Origin of the sequence: Rhizobium sp. ERR 942, from assembly GCF_007828395.1 — a bacterium.
In the GTDB taxonomy this organism is placed as follows: Bacteria; Pseudomonadota; Alphaproteobacteria; order Rhizobiales; family Rhizobiaceae; genus Rhizobium; species Rhizobium dioscoreae.
Map to the genome: position 1 here is coordinate 652,500 of NZ_VIUA01000004.1, position 24,807 is coordinate 677,306.

The window sequence follows — 24,807 nt, forward strand, 5'->3', positions numbered from 1 at the left end:
GATGTCACTCCGCAGCCATAGTGCGTTGCAGTTCTGGAGCATGCTGCTCCGTATGATGTGTTGCTCCCACAGTCGGCTTGATGCGGAACCAGGTGGCATAGAGAGCGGGAAGGAAGAGCAGGATCATTACGGTCCCGACCGCCGTACCACCGATCAGCGTGTAGGCCATCGATCCCCAGAACACCGAGTGGGTGAGAGGGATAAAGGCAAGGACGGCCGCAAGCGCTGTCAGCATGACTGGTCGCGTCCGCTGCACTGTGGCTTCGATGACGGCGTGATAGTCGTCGAGACCGGCCGCCTGGTTCTCCTTGATCTGCTCCGTCAGGATCAAGGTATTGCGCATGAGAATTCCCGCAAGACCGATCAGTCCGAGGATGGCGTTGAAGCCGAACGGTTGATGGAAGATAAGCAAGACGGGAACGACACCAGCAAGACCGAGCGGTCCCGTCAGCATCACCATGGTCATCGTCGACAAGCTGCGGACTTGCAGCACAATGACGATCAGCATGGCGGCAATCATCGCCGGGAAGATCTGGACGAGGGCAACATTGGCCTTCAAGGATTCCTCGATGTTTCCGCCCATGTCGATACGATATCCGGCCGGAAGCGAGGCGATGAGCGGCTGGAGCGCCTTTAGAACCTGTTGCGAGACTTCCGGGGGCTGAGTGGCCTCGTTGATGTCCGAGCGAACCGTAATGACAGGCGTTCGATCACGTCTTTTCAGGATCGGTTCTTCAAACCGGATTTCCGAGTGTCCAATCTGATCGAGCGGAACCTGTCGGCCGTCCCGGCTCATCAGCGAGAAGTCTGCCAGTCTTGACGGATCCAGCCTGTTTTCACCGGCGCTACGCGCGATGACGGGCACGTTGCGAATATTCTCGCGAACCTGCGTGATCGGAATGCCGCTCAACAGCAATTGCATCTGTTGGGCTGCCTCCGCCGGCGAAAGGCCGATGAGGCTCAGCCGATCCTGATCGGGAACGAAGCGCAGCACGGGCGTGCGGTTGCCCCAGTCGCGATTTGCCTGCCGGACATCCGGTATGCCCTTCATGATGTCGAGAGCCTTTTCGGAGATCTGATACAATTGCTTGGGATCCGGACCCATGACGCGGAACTCGACCGGGAACGGGGTATAGGGTCCGAAGACCAGCTGCGTAACGCGGACATAGGCTTCAGGAGCGAGCCCCTCCGAGACGGCGTCGCGGAGGCGCTGCTTCAGCGCCTCGCGCGCCTCGGCGTCGGGTGTCAACACGACGATCTTGGCAAAAGACGGATCCGGCAATTCCGGCGCCATGGCGAAGAAGAAGCGAGGAGCGCCCTGTCCTATATAGCTTGTGACGATCTTTGCCTCGGGCTGCTTCTGCAGCCATCCCTCTAGCTTCTCAACTGTCGCCGTCGTCGTCTCGATGCTGGTGCCCTCGGGCAAGCGGACCTCAACCAAGACTTCCGGACGATCCGAGGTCGGGAAGAACTGCTGCTTGACCGCTCCCATTCCGATGACCGAGATACCCATAGCGATGCCGACCACCGCGCAGGTGACGAACTTGTGCCGCACGGCAAACTCGATCACCCCCCGAAGGCGGCGATAGTTCGGTGTGTCGTAGATGGCGTGATGGCCACCTTCGATCGGCTTGATAGCCGGTAGCATCTTGACGCCGAGGTAAGGTGTGAAGACCACGGCGACGATCCAGGAGACAATGAGGGCAAAGCCCACCACCCAGAAAATGTTGCCTGCGTATTCGCCGGCGGTCGAACGGGCGAAGCCTACCGGCATCAGCCCGATGATCGTCACCAGCGTACCGGATAGCATCGGAGCAGCGGTGTGGCTCCACGCATAGGCGGCCGCCTTGATCCGGTCCATTCCCTCTTCCATTTTCACCACCATCACCTCGATGGCGATGATGGCATCGTCGACCAGAAGGCCGAGTGCCAGGATGAGCGCGCCGAGCGTGATGCGATCGAAGAACCTGCCGGTCTCCAGCATGATCAGGAAGACAACCGCAAGGGTGAGCGGAACGGCCAGGGCGACAACGATGCCGACGCGCCAACCGAGGCTGATGAGGCTTACGAACAGCACGACGCCGAGCGCCATGGCGAATTTCAGCATGAACTCGCCGACGGCTTCCTGGATGTTGACGGCCTGGTCACTGACCTTGGCGAGCGTCATGCCGAGCGGCAAGGTCTGCGCGATCGCATCGGATCTTGCTTCCAGCGCTTTGCCGAGTTCCAGACCGTTCCAGCCCTGCTGCATCACCACGCCAAGCATGATGGCCGGTTCGCCATTGTGACGGATGAGATAGGTGGCCGGATCTTCATAGCCGCGGCGAATCTCCGCAAAATCGGAGAGCTTCAGCGTGCGCCCGCCTGCGACGATCGGCGTGTCTGCAATCGCCTGTATGCTGTCGTAAGCGCCATCGAAGCGGATGAAAACCTGCGGGCCTCGAGTATCGATGGATCCAGCCGGCGTAACGGTATTCTGCCGCTGCAACGCGGCAGCGATGTCCTGCGCGGAAATGCCCAGGGTAGCCAGTTTGGCGAAGGAGAATTCAACGAATATCTGCTCCGGGCGTTCTCCGAGAATGTTGATCTTCTTGACGCCGGGCACATGCAGAAGGTCTTGGCGTATCACCTCGGCCTGACGTACAAGGTCGCGCATCGGCATGCCCTTCGCCTTAAGCGCATAAAGACCGAAGCTGACGTCGGAATACTCGTCGTTGACAAAGGGACCGAGAACACCTTGGGGCAGGTTTCGCGCTTCGTCTCCAAGCTTCTTTCGCGCCTGATAGAATTCCTCCTCCACCGCCGTGGGTGGTGTACTATCCTTCAGGGTAACGGTCAGAAAGGCGTATCCCGGCCGCGTGGTCGTCTCGACGCGGTCGTACCATGTCAACTCCTGGAGGCGTTTCTCCAGGGGCTCGGCGACAAGATCCTGCATTTCGCGCGCTGTCGCGCCCGGCCATACGGCTGTTACGGTCAACGTCTTGATGGTGAACGAAGGGTCCTCTGCGCGCCCGAGCTTGGCGAAGGCATAAACGCCAGCGGCGGCGAGCAGGATGATGAAAAACAGCGTAACGGCTCTCTCGCGAACCGCGAGGGCGGATAGATTGAAGCTCATTGGTTAGCTGCCTCTGCTTGTTCCGCACGGACGCTCGCGCCGTCGTGCAGGAGATGCGCTCCAAGCGCGACGATCGGCTCGCCCGCCTTCAGGCTGGAAACCACCGCGACCTCCTCACCCATCTTCTCGACCTTGACTTGGCGGAAGTGGACCGTGGATGACTTTTCGTCAAAGACCCACACGCCAGTCCGGCTGCCGTCATCAAAAATAGCGCCGACCGGTACTTGCGCATGTGCTTGACCAGTATCGCTGGCGATTTTGATCGTCACCGTCGCGCCGAGCGGGGCCGATGCGGAGGCGCCATCCAGAACCCAGCGTGCTTCATACGTGCGGGTTTGAGGATCGGCGGCATCCGAGATCTGCCGAAGTCGCGCCTTGTCCTCCCGGCCTCCGCTTCCGTAGATGCTCGCCTCGGCTTCGTCGCCGATCTGGGGTCGAATGGATTCCGGAAGCCAGACCAGTGCCTCACGAGGCCCGGCCTGGGCGAGTCGGATCACCGTTTGCCCAGCTGTGACGACTTGGCCCGGCTCCCCAAGCGTTTCGACGACAGTGCCATCGGTATCGGCGATCAGCAACGAGTAAGTCGCCGCGTTTTCGGCGACCCTGGCATCGGCTTCCGCCGCTGCGAGCTGCGCGGTAGCTGTGTCCAACGCAGCCTTTGCCTGCTCGTAACGCTGCGGAGAAGCGGCCGCCAACCCGTTTTTCACCAAGGCGGCGTAGCGTCTCTCGTCAGCTTGCGCCTGGGTCAGGACGGCTTGAGCCGCCGCGACCGCGTTGCGTTTCGCGGTCAGCGCCAGATTCAGATCAGTCTCGTCAATGCGCATCAGGGGCTGACCCGCCTTGACCTGCTGGCCGACGTCGACGTAGCGCTCAATGATCTTGCCGGGCACCCGAAACCCCAGGTTACTCTGCACGCGAGCGGCAATCGTACCGGTGAAGGTGCGCATAGTGGTATCTGGCCTCTTTGCATCCACCAAACTGACGAGCGGCGGCGCGACGCGAGGGTCTGCGGCTTGTGCTCTTCCTTCCGAAGACTCGGCAAGGAGAACGAATGCCGTGGCGCCAGCGGCCACCAATACGCTCACGGAGGCAAGGAGAATTTTGCGGTTCATGTGATTTGACCCTTGTTGGCGGGCACGGCGGTTAATTTAGATTGCGATCTAACTCTAAATGTGTTATAGATGTCAAGTGAAATCTAAATGGAGATCCATATGCGAGTCAGTCGGGCTCAGGCAGAAGCAAATCGCGAAGCGGTCATCAACGCGGCAAGCCGGCTCTTCCGGGAGCATGGATTCGATGGGATTGGGCTCAAGGACCTGATGAAGGGCGCCGGCCTTACCCAAGGCGCGTTCTACAAACAATTCGCTTCGAAGGACGACCTTGCCGCACTTGCATCAAGGCGCGCTCTGGAAAGCGCCACAAGTAGATGGTCGGCCGCGGCGGCAACCGCCTCCGATCCCCTGGAAGCTGTCATGGCATTCTATCTCTCCAAGGATCATAAAGGAGAGAGAGCGGAAGGCTGCCCCCTTGTGGCGCTGGGAGCGGATGCTGCTCGGCAAAGCAGAGAGGTCAGGCGTCCGTTTGAGGATGGCATTCGAGCTCACTTCGAGGTGCTGGATGAGCTGATGGGTGACGCCGACAGCGCAAGTCCCAGCGATAAGGCGATGGCGATACTGTCTTTGATGGTGGGTGCCGTCACGCTATCCCGCATCATCGAGGACGAAAGCCTGTCGCAAGGCGTGCTCGACGCAGCCGGTGGCGAAGTCAGGCGCATTGCGCATCGCGACGATGTTGCTTGAGGGCCATGTCGGCCTCCACGCCTCAACGCGGACACGGTGCGAGATGTGGCTGCCGCTTGTGCAGGGTGAGAGCGACTTAGGCCTCTGAGTAAGCTGCATGTTTTAAGAGTTGGCCCCGAGCCGTTGTCGGCCGGGACCCTGATTGCATGCCAATTTTCAATGCGAAGACAGGTGGAAAATAGATGCGCCGCATCGTTGTCACAGGTATGGGAGCTGTCAGCCCCCTTGGAGCAAATGTCGATATCTCCTGGTCGCGCCTTCTCGCGAGCCAAAGCGGTATTCGGCGGCTGAGTGACGATATAGTCGGGGATCTGCCTTCGAAAATTGGAGGCGTGGTCCCCTCCGTAGCCGAAGACCCTGAGGGAGGCTTCGATCCGGACACGATCATGCCGCCAAAGGATCAACGCAAGGTCGACCGGTTCATCGTCTTCGCGCTGGCAGCCGCGGAAGAGGCCCTGGCGCAGGCGAACTGGAGACCGACGTCGAATGAAGACAGGCTGAGAACCGCGACGATCATCGCGTCCGGCATCGGTGGCTTCCCTGCGATAACCGAGGCCGTCCGCACCGTAGATCAACGCGGCGTGCGCCGCCTCTCGCCCTTCACCATTCCGTCCTTCCTCGTCAATCTCGCAGCCGGGCAAGTCTCAATCCGCCACGGCTTCAAAGGCCCGCTTGGCGCGCCCGTAACGGCATGCGCTGCCGGCGTTCAGGCCATCGGCGATGCCGCCAGGCTCATTCGATCCAATGAAGCCGACATCGCCATTTGCGGTGGAACGGAAGCCTGCATGAACATCGTCAGCCTTGGCGGTTTCGCCGCGGCAAGATCGCTGTCGACCGGTTTCAACGAAACGCCGAGCAAGGCGTCGCGTCCCTTCGACACGTCGCGTGACGGCTTCGTCATGGGCGAAGGAGCGGGCATACTCGTGATCGAAGCACTGAGCCACGCACTTGCTCGCGGCGCCACCCCGATCGCCGAGCTTGTTGGATACGGCACAACAGCCGACGCCCACCACATCACCTCCGGCCCCGAAGATGGAAGTGGCGCGCGCAGAGCAATGGAGCTTGCCATCGCGCAAGCCGGCGTATCCCCTCATGACGTGGGTCATCTGAACGCGCATGCGACCTCGACACCGGTGGGAGATCTCTGTGAAATCAGAGCCATCAAGAGCCTATTTGGCGACGGAAAGTCTGTCGCCGTCAGTGGAACGAAGTCGGCAACCGGCCATCTGCTTGGCGCGGCAGGGGGTCTAGAGGCAATCTTTACGATCTTGGCGCTCAAGAACCAAGTCGCACCACCGACCCAGAACTTGAATAGGTCAGATCCGGAAGCGCACGGAATCGATTTCGTCGCAAATGAGGCGCGCCGCCTGGACGCTGAATACGCGATATCCAATGGTTTCGGCTTTGGCGGCGTCAATGCCAGCGCGCTTTTTCGACGGTGGCCTATGGGAAGGAGTGGCCGGACGTCCTCCATTGGCTGACCTCATCGCCGTGAATACGGATGCACAGGCACTTGCAATGTCAAGAGCCCAGCACATTGTCCAGCTTGGCGCGAAAGCCACGGAAAGTTTGGGCGCGGGTTCCCTGCCGGACCTCGGCAGAGCCGCAGCCGAGGAGTCTATCGGGGAGGTTATGGAACACCTGACCGATACTCAGATGTGTTTCCTGACGGCGGACATGGGAGGAGGTACGGGGACTGGTGCCGCCCCAATTATTGCCCATACGGCGCGTCAGTCCGGCATCCTCACCGTCGCAGTCGTCACCGAGCCGTTCGACTTTGAGGGTACGCACCGGGCCCGTCAAGCCAAGCAAGGTATTCAACAGCTGATTGAGGCCGCGGATAGCGTGATCGTCGTCCCGAACCAAAGTCTCTTCCTCCTTTCAGATCCTCATACAACGCTCGAAACAGCATTCGCATTGGCGGACTCGGTTCTCTACTTAGGAGTTACCTCGATTGTCGAACTGATCATGAAAGAAGGATTGATCAATCTCGACTTCGCAGATGTCCGATCATTGATGAAGAATATGGGCCCTGCTGTCATGGGTACGGGCGAGGCAGCAGGTCAGGGTCGTGCGACTGCGGCTGCAAAGGCGGCTATTGAAAATCCACTCTTCGGCGACGCGTCTCTGCGAGGAGCAAGGGGAGTTCTCGTGTCTGTTTCCGCCGGCCGAGATATGACTTTGTTCGAGGTTGACGAAGCGGCCACTCGTATTCGTGAGGAAGTCAATTCCGAAGCCGACATTACTGTCGGAGCTATATACGACGATAATCTGGAAGCGAATTTCAGAGTGTCTGTTATCGCGACAGGGTTGCGACAATCGGCACAGGTTATTGAATTTGCGAACAGGATTGCCTGACGGAATGCGTCTACGTCATTCGCAGAACATAGTAGTTCAAGACCAACTAGACTCATTGTCGGCGCCACGCAGTGGCTCCTGAACTTCTTGCCAAACAGCCCATCGAGCCACCTGTTTCGATCTCGGCGGCTTTCGCATGAAAAATAGTTCAGATGTAATAAGGACACCCCGTTGAGATCGTTAGGTCTGCCACCGGTCGATGACGCGAGCATCTCCGGTCCTTTATTCAGAAATTCAGTTGAGGCGTTAACCTCGGGCTACGGGAAAATGGTGGCTTGCGCCAGTTTCCCTTGGCAATAGCGAGTGATAGTCGCCGCGATCTTCTATAAAGGGAACCGTTGGCGTTAGGGCGCTATCAAGCGGATATTGTGGTTAGTTGGCCAAGTGCGTGACACAGGCTGCGAGCATTGCGCGTATCCCCAAACTGTATTGCCATTGCGTCTTCAAGTTCATGGAGGAGTTCAAGCGCACTCCTCAGCCGCTCTCTTCCATTGCCGGTCAATCGAAGTCTTCGCGCCCTGCGATCTTCCATATCCGCAGACACAGTCACCCAATTCTGTCTCACCAGGGGTTTGAGGTTTGCAGTAGCGGTAGAATGGTCAAAGCAAAGGGCCCGTGAGAGGTCCGAGACGCGCGGCGAACCCAACCCAGCGATCGTTGCAAGTAGATAGGTCTGCTCAGAGGTCAGTCCCGTTGAACGCAAGATCGTATCGGCACGCCGCGAAATTAGGCGGCATGTGCGCTGGACGACGAAACAAAGATCTTCGGTAAACGGTTTGCCCGTGGGTTCGACCTTGCTAGGTCTTCGGTTGGAAGACTTATTTTTGAACACTTTCGTCGAGGCCCGAATATCGCGTGCTGGGAATGTGGATTTTTAGATTGCAAATGAACTCTATATGTGGTTTTGATGTCAATTGCAATCTATTCAAAAGTAACGTCGATCATCTGTCGGCGGGCGGCGTCATGATCGCTTGACGCGGCCCGCCTCGATAGCAGGCGTCAAATTTCGCTGAGGACGAACGATGACCATGCACAGCCTGAAAGATGCTCTTGCCTCGAAAGGCGTGCAGAAAGCACCTTCAGGCGTCCTTGATGGCTCAGTCACCTTCACATTGCTCCGGTTGGCATTGCCAACAGTGATCGTTCTTGTGGTCCAGACCTTTGTGGGGATCGCAGAAACTTACTTCATCAGTTTTCTTGGCACCGAGGCGTTAGCGGGAGTTACCCTTGTCTTTCCGGTGCTCATGCTGATGCAGATGATGGCGAATGGCGGGATTGGAGGGGGAGTTTCTTCGGCCGTTGCGCGCGCGCTCGGGGCCAATCGCCAAGACGATGCAGATGCGCTTGTCTGGCATTCAATTGTCCTCGCCACGGTTCTTGGAGCCGTCCTTTCCGTCTTTGCAATCCTCTTCGGACCGATGCTTTATCGGTCGATGGGCGGAACGGGAGCGACCCTTAAAGCCGCCCTCACCTATTCAGGAATGGTATTCGCAGGCTCCATTCCGATCTGGATCACCGCTCTGCTTTCGGCAGCCCTGCGAGGCGCAGGGAGCGTGAATATTCCGGCGCTGGTGATCATCTCAGGAGCCGTTCTTCTGTTCGCCTTGTCGCCGGCTTTGATTTTCGGCTGGGGCCCTTTTCCGAAGCTCGGCGTTGCTGGCGGCGGTGCCGCGATCTTTATATATTATGTCCTTGCAGCGCTTTCGCTTTCGCTTTTCCTCCGCTCGTCTGGCAGCCCGCTGAAGCTCAACATCGTTCCACTGCAGAGGCGGTTGTTCGCAGATATATTGAGCGTCGGCCTCCCATCGGCCGTCGGCACGGTCCAGGTCAATCTCACGGTCACTTTCGTGACGGCTGCCGTCGGTCACTTCGGCGCGGACGCTATCGCGGGGTTCGGCATCGCGTCGCGTCTTGATTATGTACAGATCCCTATCATCTTCGGTCTCGGAACCGCTATTGTCACGATGGTCGGCATCAATATCGGGGCGAACCAGATCGCGCGGGCGCGCCGCGTGACATGGGTTGGCGCAGCCATTGCCTTTGGCATTGCGCAGACTATTGGCATTGTTGCCGCTCTATTCCCAGCCACATGGATGGGCCTCTTCACAACCGACCCACATGTACAGGAAATGGGCTTTGTCTACTTACGAACGGTGGCCCCGGCATACGGTGCCGTTGGCTTGGGGATGGCGCTCTATTTCGCTAGCCAGGGAGCAAAGCGCGTGCGTTTCCCCGTCCTCGCCGGAACCGTAAGAATGATTGTAGCCGCTTTTGTCGGGTGGGCTTCAGTCATCTGGTTTGGGGCAAATCTCCATTTCCTCTTTCGAATCGTGGCAGTTGCGGCGATCGCGTATGGAGTCCTCACAGCCATCGCCGTGCTTCCACGTCGGATGTTCGTTCCGGTGAGGGAACCCCACCGCCAACCCGCCTAACGGAGGCATTAAGTTTGGCCCTCTAGCTGCGTTACTGCGACCATCGCACGTGCATACGCCGGGAGGACTGCCCGACATCCGTGAGAATCATACCATAAACGGAATTTCGCCGCTAATGAGCTGTCGCCCGCAGGTGCCTTCACAGTCAACAAGCTTGCCCATTCTGATGCGATTGCGACAAGGAAGCCGCTACGTAATTGCGATTCAGACCGCCGACGGCGCTGTCGCCTCGAAACTGTTCTGGAACGAACTACAAGCGCTGTCGGCAACGAGAATATCCAGGGAACTTTGGCCTCACGTCAGAACAGATGTCTTCGGGATGGTTCATCCAGGTGACTTGCCGGCAGGAGCGCTTCTATTTGCCAGAAAAAACAGGCGAGGACATATCCTCGCTGTTGTCGCGTGGCGCGCAGATGGCATCGATCCTGTGACCTATACTTCCATCGAAGAGGCTACCGCAGCCCTGCATGCGAAAGCGATCCGCAAGAAAATCAGCGCGATTGCATGGAAATAGAACCCTGAAGCCCTTATCAACGGGGTTCGGTTATCAAGTGTCTGACATCGGATTTTGTAGTTTTCGAAGCACGAGCGTCACGTCGCATGAAACCCAGTCGATGAGTTCAGTCATTGCAGGACCCAGGGCAATCTCCATCTCGCTCAGGGCATATTCAACCCTGGGCGGAACCTGCGGATAAACAGTTCTCGTAACGATGCCATCCTTTTAAAGCTCTTTCAGTTGCTGGATGAGCATTTTTTGATTCACGCCCTCGGTACGCTTTTCCAGTTCGGAGAAGCGGAGCAGGCCTTTCGCGCCGAAAAGCTGGCAGATGACAATTATCTTCCACTTCCTTTCGATGGGGCGGTAGAGCTCTCGGCGAAGCCATGGGCGAAGGCATACGCGAGCCGGAAGATGCAAAGAAGAAACGCCGGGCGCATCATCGGTGCCGGCGCAATTTGCGCGAGCCTTGCCGCCGAGTTCGAAACGAACGGCCTCCCTCCTATCTTGGTAGAATGGGGCGTCCCGACAGCACATAATTGCCAGCCATAGGCTATCATATCACCGTCCGGCCGAATCCTGATGAGCGGCTTGACGCCTGTTGACGTAGCCACACCATTACAGGAAGGCAAGCAGAACAAGTCATTGGCGTCGTAGAGACGGAGTTTCGCTTCATCTTGGGGAAACGCCGAGAACGAGCGTGGCAGCGGACATGCACATGCCTCCATTGCCAAACACAACCGAGATATTCACGTTATCGACCTAAGCGGCCGCTTCCCCACGAAAATGACGAACGGACTCCATAATCGCAAACATGCCGTACATTCCGGTACGCCTGTATGACAAACCACCAGCCGTTCGTGTTGACAGGAAGAGATCCGCCGGATGCGGTATGGCCGTCGCCAATGAACGCGCCCGCCTCGCCGCGCTTTACAAATCCCATGTCCTCGAGACCATAGATTGGAAGATTTGCGAAGGTATCACAAATCATCAGGTGATCGACATCGTCATGAGGCTCGCGCCGTTGCGCAACATGGCCGTCGCGGCGGAGTGGCGCAGAACGTGGGCGCCGCGATGGGTGTTCTTGATCTCAGCCCGGTCCAGGGCGCGGCGCACGATGCATTTCGGGGCAATGCGGCTCAGTGCGCGGACCAGCGCCGCGCTCGTCACAAAAACTCGCGCCGTCGCAAAGCGTGGCCATGCCCGCTCGATATAGGCCAGCATGGCATCGCCGATCTCCTGGGTCAGCGGCAGGCGTTCTTCGCGACGGACCTTGCCGGCAAAGGTCATACTCTTCTAGATATGCCATCGTTGGCAGGCGGATGATCAGCCAGTTGTTGCCCTTGCGCGACCTTTTTCATAACCTGCTGTTCGACAAGTTTCGTAAGAATAGGAAGCCCAACGCTGGCGGACAACTGGGTTTGCTCTGCGCTGCCGTTCTCATCGTCAGCACTACAGCGATGATCCGGCGCACATCACAATCTGTTGGCCTGTGATGCTAGCGGCACCCGGCGACACCAGGAATAGTGCCAAGGCCGCGACTTCGCTTGGGTCGACGAAACGCCCCATTGGCGGAAGGCGCGGTGGCAAAGTACTGCGGGCTGGATCACGCAGCATTGGTGTATCCGTAGCTGCAGGGGCGACGATGTTGACGGTGATACGGCGGGGTGCCAATTCCTGTGCCCAGGAGCGCGCTAGGCCGGTCAGAGCCGCCTTCGACGCCGCATATTGTGCCCGCCCCGCCGCACCGCTGGCGGTGCGGCTCCCAATGAGCACGATGCGACCGCCCTCGGGCATCTGAGGCACGAGGTGCTCTATCAATTGGATAGGCGCCTCGACGTGCAGGCGCCACATGATGCGACCATCATCGAGTGACTGCGCGCCTATCGCACCAACACGTAGCACGCCGGCGGCGTGAAAGATGGCGTCGACCTGCGGTAGGTCGACCAAGGCCTTGGCGAACCCGCGTGTGTCAGCAATATCGGTGGCGACGAAGGTTAGTCGGTCGTGCCGCCACGCGGGCGCGGTGCGGCTGAGACCTATGACCGACCAGCCGGCATCGAGCAGCAGCCGGCCAATGGCAGCGCCAATACCGGAGGAGATTCCAGTCACCAGCGCGCGGCCGACTGTATCGAGGGCTGTCATCATCGTCCCGCCTCGAAGCAGATTGGAGCGAAGCCAGCGATGCTGCCGTTGGCGATGGCGCCGGCGGGCAGCGGGTGGCTGCCACCGAATGAACCGGTGGTGACAATTTGGCCGGCGGTCAAGCCACGACCTCGGCTGACGAGTGCATTGGCGAGCCAGATGATGGGATGGAACGGGTCGCCGGAAGGATGTCCGCCGCGCTGGACGACGACAGGCCGGCCATCGATATCGAGGTTCACGGCAAGATCGGCATGCACGGCGGGTCCCCAGTCTGAAATCTTTTCGCCGAAGACCAGGCCCCAGTTGCTCATCATATCGGCGCGGGCGACAGCGGGTGCAGGCTTGGGATGGGCGGCCAGCCGGCTCTTGACCAGTTCGAAGGCCGTGCAAGCGCCAGTAATGGCGTCACGAACCTCGTCGGCGCCATAGGGCTGACCGTCGCCGCGGCCGGGCAGATCGCGGCCGATCTCGAAGGCCAGCTCGATCTCGATGCACAGGCCTCTCGCGGGGACGATTGCCCTGGCCGGACTCTTGATCAGGCGCGAAGCGATGATGGCGCCCCAGCTGCCCGGCGCGGCGGCGACCTGAGCGACTTTGTAGCCGCCGACGGTATCGCCGAGCAGAGTCACGGTGGCGTCCTGCACCGCGTCGGCTTCCTCAGGGGTGATCGGTTCCATGTTATGAGGGAGCGACGCCAGGCTAACACCACTGCGACGGGCATCGACGAAGAGCTGTGCGAGAAGATCCGTGCGCGGTGAAATCATGTGACGGTGTCCTGCAGCTGCGCGGTGATCCGCGTCCAGAAGGCAACAAGAGTCTGGGATCGGCCGGACGATCGACCCCAGGGGGCTTAAGTCGAGGGAGGAAGAAAAGACAGGTGCTTGATGGCCTTTCGGAACCATGTGTAGGCAACGTGAATACGACCATCGGACGTCTGGTGGATCGACGGATAGGACAATTCACGATTCTTGCTTTCCTTGGAATTGTTGGAGAGGCAGAAGCCGTCGCCGGTCTCGAGGTCCCAGCGAAACGTCCAAGTGCGGCCCTGATCGGCGGAAATCGACAGCGTCATCGGCGCGCGTGGCGCCCCCCAGAAAGCGGTCGGGCGCACGCTTTCTGGCACGATCTTCTTGGTTTTGCCGGCGTCCGGATCCTCGATCTCATCATAAAGCGACACGCGGCGCTCAGTGGCATTGAGACGGCTCGACCAGTTATGCACCATGGCGATGCGACCGTCGGCCAAGCAAATGGCCTGGATTGAGGAGTTGTTGTTCGGCAATGCGGTGTTCTCTACGGGGCCCCAGCTCATCCCGCTGTCGTGCGAACGGGAGATGCGGACGTGGTCGGCCCAACGCGAGCGGAAGAAAGCTACCATCTCGGCGCCACCGAGCGGGACGATGTCCATGTGCACGGCGCCAAGACTGTCGGGCACGATGGCCGAGCGGGTCCAAGTCTTGCCATTATCATGGCTGATGTCGACTGCGGAGACGTCGTCGTCGCCAACCCAGGCGATGCCCGGCTCGGTGCGACACAGGAAGACCGGCAACAGCCAGACGCCGCTGGGGGCGACGACCGGCGGATGGCGCACGAAGGTGCCTTCGGTTGCGATCAGCGTCTCGATCGGACCCCATGTCATGCCTGCGTCCTCGGAGATGCGGTGGCGGACAACAGAGGTGTCCTGACGACCGTTGATCTGTGCCGTCCAGATTAGCCAGAGGCGCCCGTCGGGTGCATCGAATAGTATCGGATTCTGCTCGGAACGAGTCGGGTCGTCGGAGAGCTTGACCGCGTCGCTCCAACGATCGCTACCTTTCTTCAAACGAGAGAACCAGACCGAGATATCTGGAATGCCCTCCTGGGTACCGCCAAACCAGACGCACGCAAGATCGCCGTTGCGCAGCTCAAGGAGATTGGCAGCGTGGTTCTGAATGCATGGCGAGGGGATGAGCGCCATTGTCGCGCCCTCGCCGAGCGGCGCGCGACGTAGGATCCCATCGTGGGGTAGTGTTGCAGCTTCAGGTCCAATGCTAAACATGACTTTCAAGGCTCCCTCGGCGGACGCGGGCGGCGACGGGATGGTCACGACCCGGGCTCGCCGGATCCAATTATTCGGCGGGTTCCGTGGCGGAGTGCGGCTTCACACCCAGGGCGACCTCGATGAGGCGCTCGACGGCGATGAAGACGACCGGGGTAGCGAGCGCTACATACATGTTGTCGATGCCGTAGGGATTATCGAGATAGTACCATACACTGGTCGCGACTGTGGCGAAGAGCAGACCGCCGATGGCACCGATCGACGTGCGAAAGAACGGTAGGTAAAAACCAACGAGAGCGACGACCGAGATCGACAAGCGAATGGCGCGGGTAAAGAAGGACAGCTTCAGAATTTCCGGCAGGAAGAAGCAGAACACCAGTGGTGCCAAGCCGATCAGGACCGACAGAATGCGAGTGGTTCTGAGCTGCTGGGCCTCCGTCGGCTTTTTCCAAGGAATGTAAAAGTCTTTGACGATCAGAGACGCGATGGCCAGCGCCACGGTCGCAACCGACACGAAGACCGAGGCAACCAACGAGGTGGCGACAATGCCGGCGAGGCCCGGATTCATGTCTTGCAAGAAAACCGGAAGAGCGTAGATGCTATTCATAGTCGGGAACAGGAACCTGGCGCAAACACCGATGATGCCGAGGGCCAGACCGACGGGGATGCACAGGGCCGCAGCGTAGAAACATGAGCGTCGAGCGTCGTCGGCCGACTTGTTGGACGAAATCGCCTGGATGACGAATTGGGTCGAGAAGATCGATCCGACTGTGCCAATTATCCAGGCCAGAATGGTGGACACGCCGATCTTACCGGTGACGGTGAAGTATTCGGGAGGCATCTGTTCAATCATCGGACGGAAGCCGCTGGTCATGTACAGCGCGACACCGAGGATGATGCCAATACCGAGAATCTTCATCGCGGAATGCAGCAGCGTGACGTAGGCGACGCCCTTAAGGCCGCCAAAGGTGAAATAGAAAGTCGAGATCACGCCAATGATCACCATGGCCAGGGGAATGTTGACCTTCAGGATCGTCGATAAAGCCGCCGCGCCGGAGATGTAGTTGCCGACATTCACCAAGAACAAAGCGTAGATCATGATCAACGAGACAACGACCATGGTGCCCTGACCATATTTCTGCTTGAGAACGCCGGAAATGGTGTATTCACCGGATCCGTAGACCTTTCGGACAAAGAACATGCCGAAGAGCAGATAGCCGATACCGGCAGCGATAACCGACCACGCAGCGGCGCTGCCGGAGTTGAAGGCCTCCTGGGACGTGCCGACGGTCGACTTGGCGCCGATGAACTCCGACATCAGTAGCACGCCGACGACGGCGGCTGGCATACCCCGAGAAGCTACCATGAATTGGGAGTTGGTGGTCGATCGCAGCCTTAGGGTCAACCAGCCGGTTCCCAGGATGTATGCGACGATCATCCCGACGATGATCATCGTATCGAACGTACTGAACTCATGCATGACGTACTCCTTCCCTTGTCCACATTCGTATGTGGTCGTTGTCGTGCAGAATTTCGGAGCAGGCGCTCGGTGAGGAACTGTGACCACACCGGCGGGTGCCAATCAGACGATAGCTTCCACGAAGCGGCGCGAGACCGCGGCGACCTGGGCGTCGACGGCTTCGGTGATCATAGCCGGGCTGCGGCTCTTGCCGACGTCGGCCATGGCGAGGAAAAGCGCGCGTTTGACCATGGTGGGCGGGAAGCCGTATGCATACAGTTGCGTGCGCAGCTCGCCGAAATGAGCCTGAGCGGCTTCGGCCTTGGCGAGGTCGCTGGCGACGAAGGATGCGTGGATAGTGTTGAGCGTTACTGGCGCGATGTTTCCGAGGCCCGAGATACAACCGGCAGCGCCGTTCTTCAGACCGTGCAGAATGAGGTGGTCAGGGCCGACGAGAACATCGAAGTCGTCGCGACCGCGCGCGACCTCTAGAAAGCCATCGAGGCTCTCTTGCGAACCAGCGCTATCCTTGATGCCAATGATGTTCGGATGATCGGCAAGGGCGGCGGCGGTCGACTGCTCAATTTTATTCCCGGTGCGTGCGGGGATATTATAGAGGTAGACCGGCACGGTGAGGGCATCAGCAATGCGGCGATAGTGTTCGATCAGCTCGTTCTGCGAGCAGGCGATGAAGGACGGGGTGACCACCGACACGGCCTTGACCCCGAGTGAGGAGACCGCCTTGCCGAGCACGATTGTCTGATGGGTAGATATTTCTCCGATATGGGCGAGCACCGGCACGCCGCCGGCGGCTGCCTCGACGCAGGCAGCGGCGACCTGCATCTTCTCCTCGAATGACAGCGTGTAGAACTCGCCATTGGTCCCCGCGCAGAAAATACCGTTGCCGGTGCTTGCTTGGCGCTTCACCTGGCGCCTCAGGGCTGCCGTGTTGAGGGTCTCGTCCGCGTTGAATGGCGTGACGATGGCGACAAAGGGACCTGCGATCTTGGACATGTGTTTCCTCCCAGCTGTATTGTCCGGCCGCGGGATGTCGCGCGACCGCATTATTCCAGAATGATCAGACGTCGCGACGATCAGGCCGCGGCGCGGTACATGGCGACGATGTCAGCCTCGGAAAGGTCGCGCGGATTGTTATCCAGCAGACGACGTATGGCGTGCGCCTCCTTCGCCATGACATACGTGTCGGCTTCAGTGACGCCGAAGGCGGAGAGACGCATCTCGCAACCGAGCCGGACGCACCAGTCATGGGCGGCAGCCAGAACGGCCTCTGGATCGGACGAGGTCGGCAAGCCGAGAGCTGTCAGGATCGCAGCGGTGCGCTCGGGAACGGCTGGAGCGTTGAACGCCAGGACGTGCGGGAAAATCAGTGCATTGGCGGCACCATGCGGCACATGGAAGCGCGTGCCGAGCGGATAGGCGACGGCGTGACCGGCAGCTGTGTTGACGGGGCCAAGGCAATAGCCGCCGTAGAGCGAGGCAAGCGCCATGGCGCTGCGAGCCGCGACGTCTTGGCTGTCGTCGGCCGCCTTCGGCAACCATTCGCCGACGAGGCGGATACCTTCCAGCGCATAGACGTCGATAAGCGGGTGGGCCTTGCGGTTGGTGTAGGCTTCGACACAATGGGCGAGCGCGTCTACGCCAGTCGACACCGTGAGCGCGCGCGGCATGCCGAGGGCCAGTTCCGGATCGATGACGGCGATATCGGCCAACATGTGCATGCTCTGCACTGCCGACTTTGACCGGGTGTCGAGGTCCGTGACGAGTGCGCGGGTACCAACCTCCGAGCCGGTGCCGGCGGTGGTGGGCACCTGGACGAGCGTCTTGCCCTTGGTATGGACCTTCTCCGCACCGACGACCTGCTGGAAGCTCTGACCACTATTCGGCAGGACGGCAGCGAGCTTGGCGAGGTCCATGGATGAACCGCCGCCGAAGCCGATGACGGCGTCGATGTCGGCCGCCTCCGCGATTGCAATGAGTCGCGCCAGTTCGGCGGTATCGGGCTCTCCGGTGAAGTCACTCCAGACCGCCGGCTGGCCGGGCAAGTTGAGCTTGGCGACGCGGGTAGCGTTGTAGGGATCGGTGACGACAAGTATGCGCGACATGCCGCGCTCGGTAAGGAAGCTGCCGACTTGAGATGCAGTCCCGGCGCCGAAGACAATGCGGGCCGGTTGCACCAGATCAATGGGGGTGACAAAAGCGGACATGGGTCAGTGCGATCCTTGGATGTTGGCGCTGGGGGCGGCGGCGAGCTTCTCGGCGTATTCGATCGCTTCGAGCAAGCTCAGCTCATTGGCGATTCCCTTGCCGGCGATATCGAAGGCGGTGCCGTGATCGACAGAGGTGCGGATAATCGGCAGCCCGAGCGTGATGTTGACGCCCGACAGCGAGTCCCACTTCCCAGTCTGTGGGTTGACGTTGAAGCCGAGTAGCTTGACCGGGATGTGCCCCTGGTCGTGATACATGGCGACGACGGCGTCGTACTGGCCGGCATGCAGTTTGACGAACACGGTATCACCGGGCACCGGACCGACGATGTCGCGGCCTGCAGCAACGCATTCGGCAATCACCGGCTCGCTGATGTCGATATCCTGACGGCCGAACAGCCCCCCCTCGCCGGCGTGTGGGTTGAGGGCGGCGACGGCGATGCGGCGACGCGACAGGCCCAGACCGGCAAGGGCGTCCTCGGTCAGGTCGAGGACATAGCGCAGGCGCTCCTTGGTCAGCTTCTTCGGCACATCCTCAAGCGCGACGTGCGTCGTAACATGGCTGACGCGCATGCCGCCGTGGGCGAGCATCATTACGGAGCCTTTGGCGCCGGTGAGCGCGGCGAGCATGTCGGTGTGACCTGCGAAGTGAAAGCCCGCCTTGTTGAGAGCTTCCTTGTTGAGCGGTGCGGTGACGATGCCGTCGATCCGGCCGGTTTGGGCGAGGCGCACGGCGGTCTCGACAGCGTGGTACGCGAAGCGGCCGCCATCGGCGCAGAGGACGCCGGGCAGGATCGCCGCACCCTCGGGGCAGGCCTGTAGCGCGGCCAGCGCCGGCCAGATCGCGTCCGTCTCGTTGACCGTGGGAATGGCGATCTCGGGCGTATGGGCCTCGCGGGCAGTCTCCAAGGCGACGTTCGAACCAATGACGAGGAGCCGCAGCTCACCGGCATCGATGCGCGGCTTCAGCGCCTTGCACGCCTTGGCAATGATCTCAGGGCCGACGCCGGCCGGGTCACCCATGGTGATGGCGAGTTGGGGGATGGACATCTTGCTCCTTGTCAGGGTTGAAAGACGGTCACACGCGCCGTCAGCTGCCGCAGAAGGTCGGCAGCGCCGAAGGCGCCAGACTTGGATATGATGCGTGTCCCATCGAAGTGGCCGCCACGCATTCGCGAGGTTGGAATGCCGGGGATGATTTGGCCATCAACCAGCAGCTCTTCGCTGCCGAGTGACGAACAGATCGCCCGAAGTGTCTCGCCGCCGGCGACCACCAGCGCGGCAGGCGGCGTCAAGCGCGTGACAAGCTCGCCATAGACGCGTTGGATTTCGATAGCGGCCGCGTCCCTTGAGGTGCCGGCAGCGAGCTTGATCTGGACCAGCGCCGTGCCCTCGGCGGTTATTTTGGCGTTGATCCGCTCGACTGCCTCGGCATCTCCAGCGGCGATCGTGACGGCAGCATTACCGCATACCGCGATCTGCTCGAGGGTCACGCCGTGATTGGAGCCGAAGAGACCGAGAACAGGCTTTGGCAGCGGCGCAATCTCGGCCGCGACCGATGAGCCACCGGCAAGCGCAGCTGCAAGGCCGCCGCTACCACACCACAGCACAGTGCCTTCGGTGGGGTCGACCGAGGCGACAATGGTGGCGAGATCGACGTCATCAGTGCTATCCCAGAAGGAGACGCCAGCCGGCGCGCGGTCACCTGGCCGGCAGCGTGACACGGCCACGCCGAGCCTCTCCAGATCGGCAGCGAGGTCCGAGGCTGCCGGACGCAGCTCGGCGCCCGTGCGGATATATTGCCGGCTGCCGACGGTGACACGGTTCTGGAACGGAAAGGCCGGAGCTACGATGCAGCGGGTCGGGCGTAGCACGTCGAGCCAGGCCAGGAGTTCGATCGCCGCGTGACCGCGCAACAGGCTGTCGAGTTTAGCAAAGAACAGGGTGCCGTCGTGCGGCGGCAAATGCGCGAGCCAGCGGGATACCGTGGCGCGGGCGGCCTCGGGCGAACATTCGCGCGTACCAGTGTCGCAGGCGATGCTGTCTCCAGGCGTCGAGGATAGCGGGGTCCAGCGAACTCGGATCGACCTGTCCAAAGTTGCAAATTGAGCAGCAGCGTCAAGGGCACCTGTTAAGTCGTCGGCAACAAGGAACAAGCGGCGATGCGCGTGTCTTGCAATCGGCGAATCTGTCGGGAGAGCCGTGATCATGGTCAGGTGTTTTCCTCCGTGAAACCCGAAGAGCACTTTGTCCGCCCCCCGATCTCCTCATTGCCGCGAACCGTATAGCCGACTCATAAAGTTGTCAATATGTTGTAATGTTGATATTTCGCTTTGCACGCGGAACGAAAATGCCGTTCCGACACCCAAATTCACTGCACTGTAAGTTATACTGTTGGTTAAATTGATATTTCTATGTTTGAGCGTCCCTCATCGCCGTGTTCATGCCGGCGTTCGTCTGGCAGACGAGGGCGTCGGAAAAGCTTGCAGCGTAAGCGATCCGGTCTACAAAACTTACAAGTTGACAACTTTGATGGAAGTTGCTTTCTGTAGTCTTAGTGGCGCCCTGCGCCAGATGACGGAGTAGCAGCGGAATACCATGACGGAAAACGGGATGCAGAATGAGGCGGCCGGCGCGAACCCGGTGTTGGATAGCGTGAAAGGCAATTTCCGCACCGGGTTGAGCCCCATGATCGAGCGGGTCTGGCGGCGTCTCAGTGCCGAAATTGAATCAGGCCGCCTCGCCGTCGGGCAACGACTGCCGAGCGAAATGGATCTGGCGGCGCGCTTCATGGTGTCTCGGCCAATCATACGTGACGCATTGCAGCGCCTGCGCGAGGACGGCGCGATCTATTCGCGGCGGGGCTCCGGCAGCTTCGTTGCCGCCGTGCAGCGCGAGGCACCGGCGAACAGGCCGACCTTCGCGCCGGTGGAGTCGATCGCCGACGTGCAGCGCTGCTACGAGTTCCGCATGACCATCGAGCCGGACGCGGCGGCGCGGGCAGCGGAACGACATAACGAGGAACGGCTGAAAGCGATCGAGAGCGCGCTGGAGGAGATGCGGGCAGCGACCCGCGACAATCAGCACCACGAGGATGCCGATTTCAAGTTCCACCTGGCGATCGCTGAGGCGTCGAACAACCACTATTACGCCTCGGCAATGCTGGCGCTGAAAGAGCACATCAATGTTGGCATGAAATTCCACGGCATGTCGTTGATTGGCCACGGACGCGACCTCGAACTTGTCTACGAAGAACATGTCGGACTTTGTGCCGCGATCCGCAACCGGGACGGCGAGCGGGCGCGGCGGCTGATGCAACTGCATCTGGAAGGCTCACGCGACCGCACCTTCGGTGGCAAGCTACTCGACCTGGCGTTCTGAAGTTGCGGAACTGTCGGGAACAGGTGCGCGCCTCGACGGGCTCCTGCAGCCGGTCGCTGCCGCGCCGCGATCGGTACCGGCCTCGTTGCTCGTGGTATGGTTGCCGTGGGGCCGGGCACTTGCGGGGGAGCGCCCGCTTCTGGCGCACATAGCGAGAAAGAGGCGGTCGGAGACGCACGCAATTTCTGCGTCTTGCGCGGAAGGCTGGAACCGGCAGTACGCGGGATTGTTCACGGGTTTCTGTCCGTTCTCGATCCGCTGCAATAGTGAAAAGCGCCACAAATGCAGTAAGTGATTTATATTTCTCAACTGTCTTCAATCTGCGACCTTCATCACTGTCCTGCATATCGGACCAAGTCACACGGATGTCGGTTCGCTCCTGGGCAGGGATTGAAACCTGCGCTCGCGCTATATATATTCCGGCGTGTCGGAAGATTTTAGTTGGGAGCGCGTCATGCCAGCAGTTGGGGAAATGCTAAAGCCCACCGAGGCCGCCCTAGTCTCGCGTGTGAGCCTGCGCGACGTCAATCGCGCCATCGACGAGCGCATTCTGCCGGAAGCCTTCGTATCGGTGGACAATGGTCGGCATGTCCTGGCCGGCGCCTGCTCGTTCATCAGCTTCTACTTCGAGACTGCAAAGCGCCTGACCTCGGAAGAGCGTCTGTTTGCGATCAGAACGGTAGGACCGAAGCTCACGCGCTCGCGCGAACTCGCATGGGCTGCGCTGCTGCGAGAGGACTGGACCGTACGCGACGAATTTCTCACCATCGACCTGAGGCCGTTCCTCAAGAGCACAAGTGAGCGGATGTCCGATCTCGAGGCCGCTCGGAAGGTGGTCTCATCGTCGCCGGATGTGCTTGGTGGGACGCCCGTTATCGGTGGCACACGTGTTCCGGTATATGACGTCGCCGCATCGCTTGCGGCCGGTCACTCGATCGAGCGAATTCTTGAGGCCTATCCGAGCGTCGATGCCGAGAGGGTACGGCTAGCCGCGATCTACGCCGAGGCTAACCCGCTTCGTGGCCGCCCGCGCTCCATCGGGGATCTGCCCGAAGGCTCTGTCATCATCAGCGACCGTCGCGTTCCGCGGCTCAGGAAGGCAGGATGAGGTTCCTGATCGATGAATGCCTGAGTCCAGAGCTGGCAAAGATCGCGCATGAAAAAGGCCATGGCGAAGCCAGCCATGTCGTGTGGATGGGACTTGCCGGGCGCAAGGACTGGGAACTCAAGCCGATGATCCTCGACGGTGACTGGATCTTCGTTACCAAGAACTCTGTGGATTTCCGGGGAGCAAAGGACAATCCAGGCGCCAAGGGGCAGTATGCCGATGTCGCAATCCATGCGGGGCTCGTTTGCCTGAACGGGCCGCCCGGCATGGATCTCGACATGCAAGTCGAGCTATTCGAACAAGCGCTAATGGAGCTGGATCAGGACGCGGACCTTGTCAACCACGTGCTCGAAGTGACCCTTGATGACGACGAGAACCTGCGCATCGTCCGGTACGCACTTCCAAAGGAGTAACTGGTGCCGGTGTGAGGCTTCAAGAAGCGTTGCACCCTTACGCTCACCTTGCGCCGATCCCAAAAAGATCGACATGTATGCCGGCCTTGTTTGGATCACCATGATCTTCCCGCTTGCTGATTGGCATTGGCGCCACCCTCCCCCAGCTCCGATTGCGGCGTACCGAAATCGAGCTTGTCTAGATCGGGGCGCGCTGAAGACGGCCTCCCCTCGAAATATCCTGTCTGCTGAGCGATAATGGGGTCCGCAAACGCCTCATCGACGGCGTTATCATCCCTTGACGATCCGGTAGACCTTGGCGAAGAGCGCGGTGCCCATGCGAAGATTCGCGCAGGCGTCGACCAGATCGGGCTTCAGCTCACCCGTGGGATACTGCGTGATCCCGACGCCCACTGTGTTTCGCCCGACGTGCTACCTGCTAACCGCCATGGCCTCGTCCGGATTAACCGGCTTCGGCACCTGTATTACGCGGTTGTCGGATCGGACCGTTATGGCCAAAGGATCCTGCGACCCTACTTGCTCGATGGACTTCTCGATGATTGCGGGTTTCAGCTCCGGATCGGCGCATTGCTGGACAAGGGCGGCGTCGACCATCCCGGTTTCTCCTGTTTCAGATGTTGAGGGCTATGACGATAGGCGTGGCAGTCGGCCTTTCGGATATCGCAAACGCTTCGATGCGTTGCGCCTCATCCAGCATGCCCCGGCGACATTATAAATGCAGCCCCACTAGGTTTGAAGGACGACTGAGGTGCATCTGAAAACGCTTCGCGGATGTTTGACGAGGAGGCCTAGCTTACCTCGTCGCGCGCCAGAGCGGTGGCTGTCACATGCAGCTTTTTGAGTAATATCGCGGAGCGCCTCAACAGCTGCCTGAAACATCATTGCTTTCTCTTGCGGGTGCGAGCAGATGCATTCCCATATCTCAGCGACACATAGAACGGCTTTTCTCGCAGGGGCAACAAGGCTCAAATAGGTTGCGACGCACACAAGGAGCCAATAGATGTTTGCAACGCCGTCTATCAAAACCCTCTTCGGACTTGCCTTTGCAATCGCGACGCTCGCTGCAACGCAGGCTTCCGCAGATGCCACGCTCGATCGTATCAAAGGCCGTGACAAGCTGACCGTAGGCGTCATCCTGTCGGGCGCGCCCTTTGGTTATATCGATCCGAAGAGTCAGGAGCAGAGGGGCTACAATCTCGACATCGCGAAAGCGCTTGCCGATGATCTCGGCGTGAAGCTCGAAACGGTTACGGTGACGCCGCCGAACCGCGTCCAGTTCCTGCAGCAGGGTAAGGTCGACATTCTGATCGCCAACATGCAGTACACGGAAGAGCGCGCCAAGGTTCTCGACTATGTGCCCACACCGTATGACCGCGCAGGCGGTGCCGCCGTGGTGCGAAAGGACAGCGGGCTGAAGGACTGGACCGATCTCAAGGGGAAAACGGTTTGCGTTTCTCAAGGCTCTAACTACACGCAGCCGCTGATCGAGACCTACGGCGCCGTGGTCAAGGCTCTGCCGAGTCAGCCGGAATCCCTGCTCGCCCTTCAGGGCGGCAACTGTGTTGCCGCCGTTCATGTCGGCGCAACGGTTGGTCTCCTGCTTGAGGATCGCGCAGAAGAGTGGAAGGATTACGCAATTCCCTTCCCGACCGAGCTTGTCCCTTCGGATTCGGTGATATGGTTGCGCAAGGGCGAGAAAGATACCCAGACGGCGCTCGACAACGCGGTCAAGAAGTTACACGCGTCCGGCAAGCTTCTGGAATTCGCCAAGTCCAATCGGCTGCTGAACACCAAGTATCTTGAGGAGCAGCAGAAGGCTATGTCCGCCGTCAAATAGGGCC

General features: G+C 60.0%; 20 protein-coding genes and 2 pseudogenes. 9 read left to right on the top strand and 13 right to left on the bottom strand.

What is annotated here, in order from left to right; translation table 11 throughout:
- Positions 1-4: 4 nt before the first annotated feature.
- Both FBZ97_RS19960 and FBZ97_RS19965 read right to left on the bottom strand, forming a co-directional pair.
- On the bottom strand, positions 5-3,115 hold the full coding sequence (locus tag FBZ97_RS19960) for an efflux RND transporter permease subunit (RefSeq protein ID WP_145321032.1): 3,111 nt from the start codon (positions 3,113-3,115) through the stop codon (positions 5-7).
- The gene (locus tag FBZ97_RS19965) at positions 3,112-4,227 is read right to left on the bottom strand and encodes an efflux RND transporter periplasmic adaptor subunit (RefSeq protein WP_145321030.1); all 1,116 of its coding nucleotides are present in this window, start codon (positions 4,225-4,227) and stop codon (positions 3,112-3,114) included. Before FBZ97_RS19965 ends, FBZ97_RS19960 begins: the two co-directional genes overlap by 4 nt.
- Before the next feature lie 99 nt (positions 4,228-4,326).
- Here FBZ97_RS19965 and FBZ97_RS19970 point away from each other — a divergent pair, with 99 nt between their 5' ends.
- From FBZ97_RS19970 to FBZ97_RS19995, 5 genes are all read left to right on the top strand, one after another.
- Positions 4,327-4,914, top strand: a complete 588-nt coding sequence (locus FBZ97_RS19970) for a TetR/AcrR family transcriptional regulator (protein ID WP_145321027.1) — start codon at positions 4,327-4,329, stop codon at positions 4,912-4,914.
- A 182-nt stretch (positions 4,915-5,096) separates the two neighbouring features.
- The gene (fabF, locus tag FBZ97_RS19975; RefSeq protein WP_145321025.1) at positions 5,097-6,395 is read left to right on the top strand and encodes a beta-ketoacyl-ACP synthase II; all 1,299 of its coding nucleotides are present in this window, start codon (positions 5,097-5,099) and stop codon (positions 6,393-6,395) included.
- Positions 6,388-7,272 (top strand): cell division protein FtsZ, encoded by an 885-nt coding sequence (gene ftsZ, locus FBZ97_RS19980; RefSeq protein WP_281406128.1) that lies wholly within the window; start codon positions 6,388-6,390, stop codon positions 7,270-7,272. The genes fabF and ftsZ overlap by 8 nt, the downstream gene beginning before the upstream one ends.
- 1,022 nt (positions 7,273-8,294) lie before the next feature.
- Positions 8,295-9,704 carry an MATE family efflux transporter gene (locus FBZ97_RS19990; protein ID WP_145321021.1) on the top strand — a complete coding sequence of 470 codons (1,410 nt, stop codon included), beginning with the start codon at positions 8,295-8,297 and terminating at the stop codon, positions 9,702-9,704.
- A gap of 154 nt (positions 9,705-9,858) precedes the next feature.
- On the top strand, positions 9,859-10,218 hold the full coding sequence (locus tag FBZ97_RS19995; protein WP_145321019.1) for a hypothetical protein: 360 nt from the start codon (positions 9,859-9,861) through the stop codon (positions 10,216-10,218).
- Between the two features lie 16 nt (positions 10,219-10,234).
- Here FBZ97_RS19995 and FBZ97_RS20000 read toward each other — a convergent pair.
- From FBZ97_RS20000 to FBZ97_RS20050, 10 genes and pseudogenes are all read right to left on the bottom strand, one after another.
- Positions 10,235-10,620 (bottom strand): annotated as a pseudogene (locus FBZ97_RS20000) (helix-turn-helix domain-containing protein).
- Positions 10,621-11,190: 570 nt separating this feature from the next.
- The gene (locus FBZ97_RS20010) at positions 11,191-11,490 is read right to left on the bottom strand and encodes a tyrosine-type recombinase/integrase (RefSeq protein ID WP_145321017.1); all 300 of its coding nucleotides are present in this window, start codon (positions 11,488-11,490) and stop codon (positions 11,191-11,193) included.
- A gap of 162 nt (positions 11,491-11,652) precedes the next feature.
- The gene (locus FBZ97_RS20015) at positions 11,653-12,348 is read right to left on the bottom strand and encodes an SDR family oxidoreductase (RefSeq protein WP_348642375.1); all 696 of its coding nucleotides are present in this window, start codon (positions 12,346-12,348) and stop codon (positions 11,653-11,655) included.
- Positions 12,345-13,109, bottom strand: a complete 765-nt coding sequence (locus FBZ97_RS20020; RefSeq protein ID WP_186449516.1) for a fumarylacetoacetate hydrolase family protein — start codon at positions 13,107-13,109, stop codon at positions 12,345-12,347. The genes FBZ97_RS20015 and FBZ97_RS20020 overlap by 4 nt, the downstream gene beginning before the upstream one ends.
- An 86-nt stretch (positions 13,110-13,195) precedes the next feature.
- Positions 13,196-14,380 (bottom strand): sialidase family protein, encoded by a 1,185-nt coding sequence (locus tag FBZ97_RS20025; protein WP_186449517.1) that lies wholly within the window; start codon positions 14,378-14,380, stop codon positions 13,196-13,198.
- A gap of 70 nt (positions 14,381-14,450) precedes the next feature.
- Positions 14,451-15,860, bottom strand: coding sequence for a sodium:solute symporter family protein (locus tag FBZ97_RS20030; RefSeq protein ID WP_145321013.1), 1,410 nt, complete (start codon positions 15,858-15,860; stop codon positions 14,451-14,453).
- Between the two features lie 102 nt (positions 15,861-15,962).
- Positions 15,963-16,853: a dihydrodipicolinate synthase family protein gene (locus tag FBZ97_RS20035; protein ID WP_145321011.1), complete on the bottom strand. Its 891-nt coding sequence runs from the start codon at positions 16,851-16,853 to the stop codon at positions 15,963-15,965.
- Between the two features lie 80 nt (positions 16,854-16,933).
- On the bottom strand, positions 16,934-18,064 hold the full coding sequence (locus FBZ97_RS20040) for an iron-containing alcohol dehydrogenase (protein ID WP_145321009.1): 1,131 nt from the start codon (positions 18,062-18,064) through the stop codon (positions 16,934-16,936).
- Between the two features lie 3 nt (positions 18,065-18,067).
- A complete protein-coding gene (pdxA, locus tag FBZ97_RS20045; protein WP_145321007.1) occupies positions 18,068-19,114 on the bottom strand; it encodes a 4-hydroxythreonine-4-phosphate dehydrogenase PdxA in 1,047 nt (348 codons plus the stop codon).
- An 11-nt stretch (positions 19,115-19,125) separates the two neighbouring features.
- Positions 19,126-20,274: a four-carbon acid sugar kinase family protein gene (locus tag FBZ97_RS20050; RefSeq protein ID WP_145321005.1), complete on the bottom strand. Its 1,149-nt coding sequence runs from the start codon at positions 20,272-20,274 to the stop codon at positions 19,126-19,128.
- Positions 20,275-20,662: 388 nt separating this feature from the next.
- On the opposite strand from FBZ97_RS20050, the gene FBZ97_RS20055 reads away from it, so the two are divergent.
- The 3 genes from FBZ97_RS20055 (at position 20,663) to FBZ97_RS20065 (ending at position 22,966) form a co-directional block, all read left to right on the top strand.
- Complete coding sequence (locus tag FBZ97_RS20055) at positions 20,663-21,445, top strand: FadR/GntR family transcriptional regulator (RefSeq protein ID WP_145321003.1); 783 nt, start codon at positions 20,663-20,665, stop codon at positions 21,443-21,445.
- Positions 21,446-21,899: 454 nt separating this feature from the next.
- Positions 21,900-22,553, top strand: coding sequence for a DUF433 domain-containing protein (locus FBZ97_RS20060; protein WP_145321001.1), 654 nt, complete (start codon positions 21,900-21,902; stop codon positions 22,551-22,553).
- Positions 22,550-22,966 (top strand): DUF5615 family PIN-like protein, encoded by a 417-nt coding sequence (locus FBZ97_RS20065; protein ID WP_186449518.1) that lies wholly within the window; start codon positions 22,550-22,552, stop codon positions 22,964-22,966. The genes FBZ97_RS20060 and FBZ97_RS20065 overlap by 4 nt, the downstream gene beginning before the upstream one ends.
- Positions 22,967-23,009: 43 nt before the next feature.
- Here FBZ97_RS20065 and FBZ97_RS34770 read toward each other — a convergent pair.
- Positions 23,010-23,560: pseudogene (locus FBZ97_RS34770) on the bottom strand (conjugal transfer protein TraH).
- 406 nt (positions 23,561-23,966) lie between these two features.
- Here FBZ97_RS34770 and FBZ97_RS20075 point away from each other — a divergent pair.
- Positions 23,967-24,803 carry a transporter substrate-binding domain-containing protein gene (locus FBZ97_RS20075; RefSeq protein WP_145320999.1) on the top strand — a complete coding sequence of 279 codons (837 nt, stop codon included), beginning with the start codon at positions 23,967-23,969 and terminating at the stop codon, positions 24,801-24,803.
- Positions 24,804-24,807 lie beyond the last annotated feature (4 nt).

Excerpts from the sequence above, each read along its gene's own strand:
- FBZ97_RS19960 (WP_145321032.1), bottom strand. The coding sequence starts at position 3,115 with ATGAGCTTCAATCTATCCGCCCTCGCGGTTCGCGAGAGAGCCGTTACG.
- FBZ97_RS19965 (WP_145321030.1), bottom strand. The coding sequence starts at position 4,227 with ATGAACCGCAAAATTCTCCTTGCCTCCGTGAGCGTATTGGTGGCCGCT.
- FBZ97_RS19970 (WP_145321027.1), top strand. The coding sequence starts at position 4,327 with ATGCGAGTCAGTCGGGCTCAGGCAGAAGCAAATCGCGAAGCGGTCATC.
- fabF (WP_145321025.1), top strand. The coding sequence starts at position 5,097 with ATGCGCCGCATCGTTGTCACAGGTATGGGAGCTGTCAGCCCCCTTGGA.
- FBZ97_RS19990 (WP_145321021.1), top strand. The coding sequence starts at position 8,295 with ATGACCATGCACAGCCTGAAAGATGCTCTTGCCTCGAAAGGCGTGCAG.
- FBZ97_RS20010 (WP_145321017.1), bottom strand. The coding sequence starts at position 11,490 with ATGACCTTTGCCGGCAAGGTCCGTCGCGAAGAACGCCTGCCGCTGACC.
- FBZ97_RS20015 (WP_348642375.1), bottom strand. The coding sequence starts at position 12,348 with ATGATGACAGCCCTCGATACAGTCGGCCGCGCGCTGGTGACTGGAATC.
- FBZ97_RS20020 (WP_186449516.1), bottom strand. The coding sequence starts at position 13,109 with ATGATTTCACCGCGCACGGATCTTCTCGCACAGCTCTTCGTCGATGCC.
- FBZ97_RS20025 (WP_186449517.1), bottom strand. The coding sequence starts at position 14,380 with ATGTTTAGCATTGGACCTGAAGCTGCAACACTACCCCACGATGGGATC.
- FBZ97_RS20030 (WP_145321013.1), bottom strand. The coding sequence starts at position 15,860 with ATGCATGAGTTCAGTACGTTCGATACGATGATCATCGTCGGGATGATC.
- FBZ97_RS20035 (WP_145321011.1), bottom strand. The coding sequence starts at position 16,853 with ATGTCCAAGATCGCAGGTCCCTTTGTCGCCATCGTCACGCCATTCAAC.
- FBZ97_RS20040 (WP_145321009.1), bottom strand. The coding sequence starts at position 18,064 with ATGTCCGCTTTTGTCACCCCCATTGATCTGGTGCAACCGGCCCGCATT.
- pdxA (WP_145321007.1), bottom strand. The coding sequence starts at position 19,114 with ATGTCCATCCCCCAACTCGCCATCACCATGGGTGACCCGGCCGGCGTC.
- FBZ97_RS20050 (WP_145321005.1), bottom strand. The coding sequence starts at position 20,274 with ATGATCACGGCTCTCCCGACAGATTCGCCGATTGCAAGACACGCGCAT.
- FBZ97_RS20055 (WP_145321003.1), top strand. The coding sequence starts at position 20,663 with ATGACGGAAAACGGGATGCAGAATGAGGCGGCCGGCGCGAACCCGGTG.
- FBZ97_RS20060 (WP_145321001.1), top strand. The coding sequence starts at position 21,900 with ATGCCAGCAGTTGGGGAAATGCTAAAGCCCACCGAGGCCGCCCTAGTC.
- FBZ97_RS20065 (WP_186449518.1), top strand. The coding sequence starts at position 22,550 with ATGAGGTTCCTGATCGATGAATGCCTGAGTCCAGAGCTGGCAAAGATC.
- FBZ97_RS20075 (WP_145320999.1), top strand. The coding sequence starts at position 23,967 with ATGTTTGCAACGCCGTCTATCAAAACCCTCTTCGGACTTGCCTTTGCA.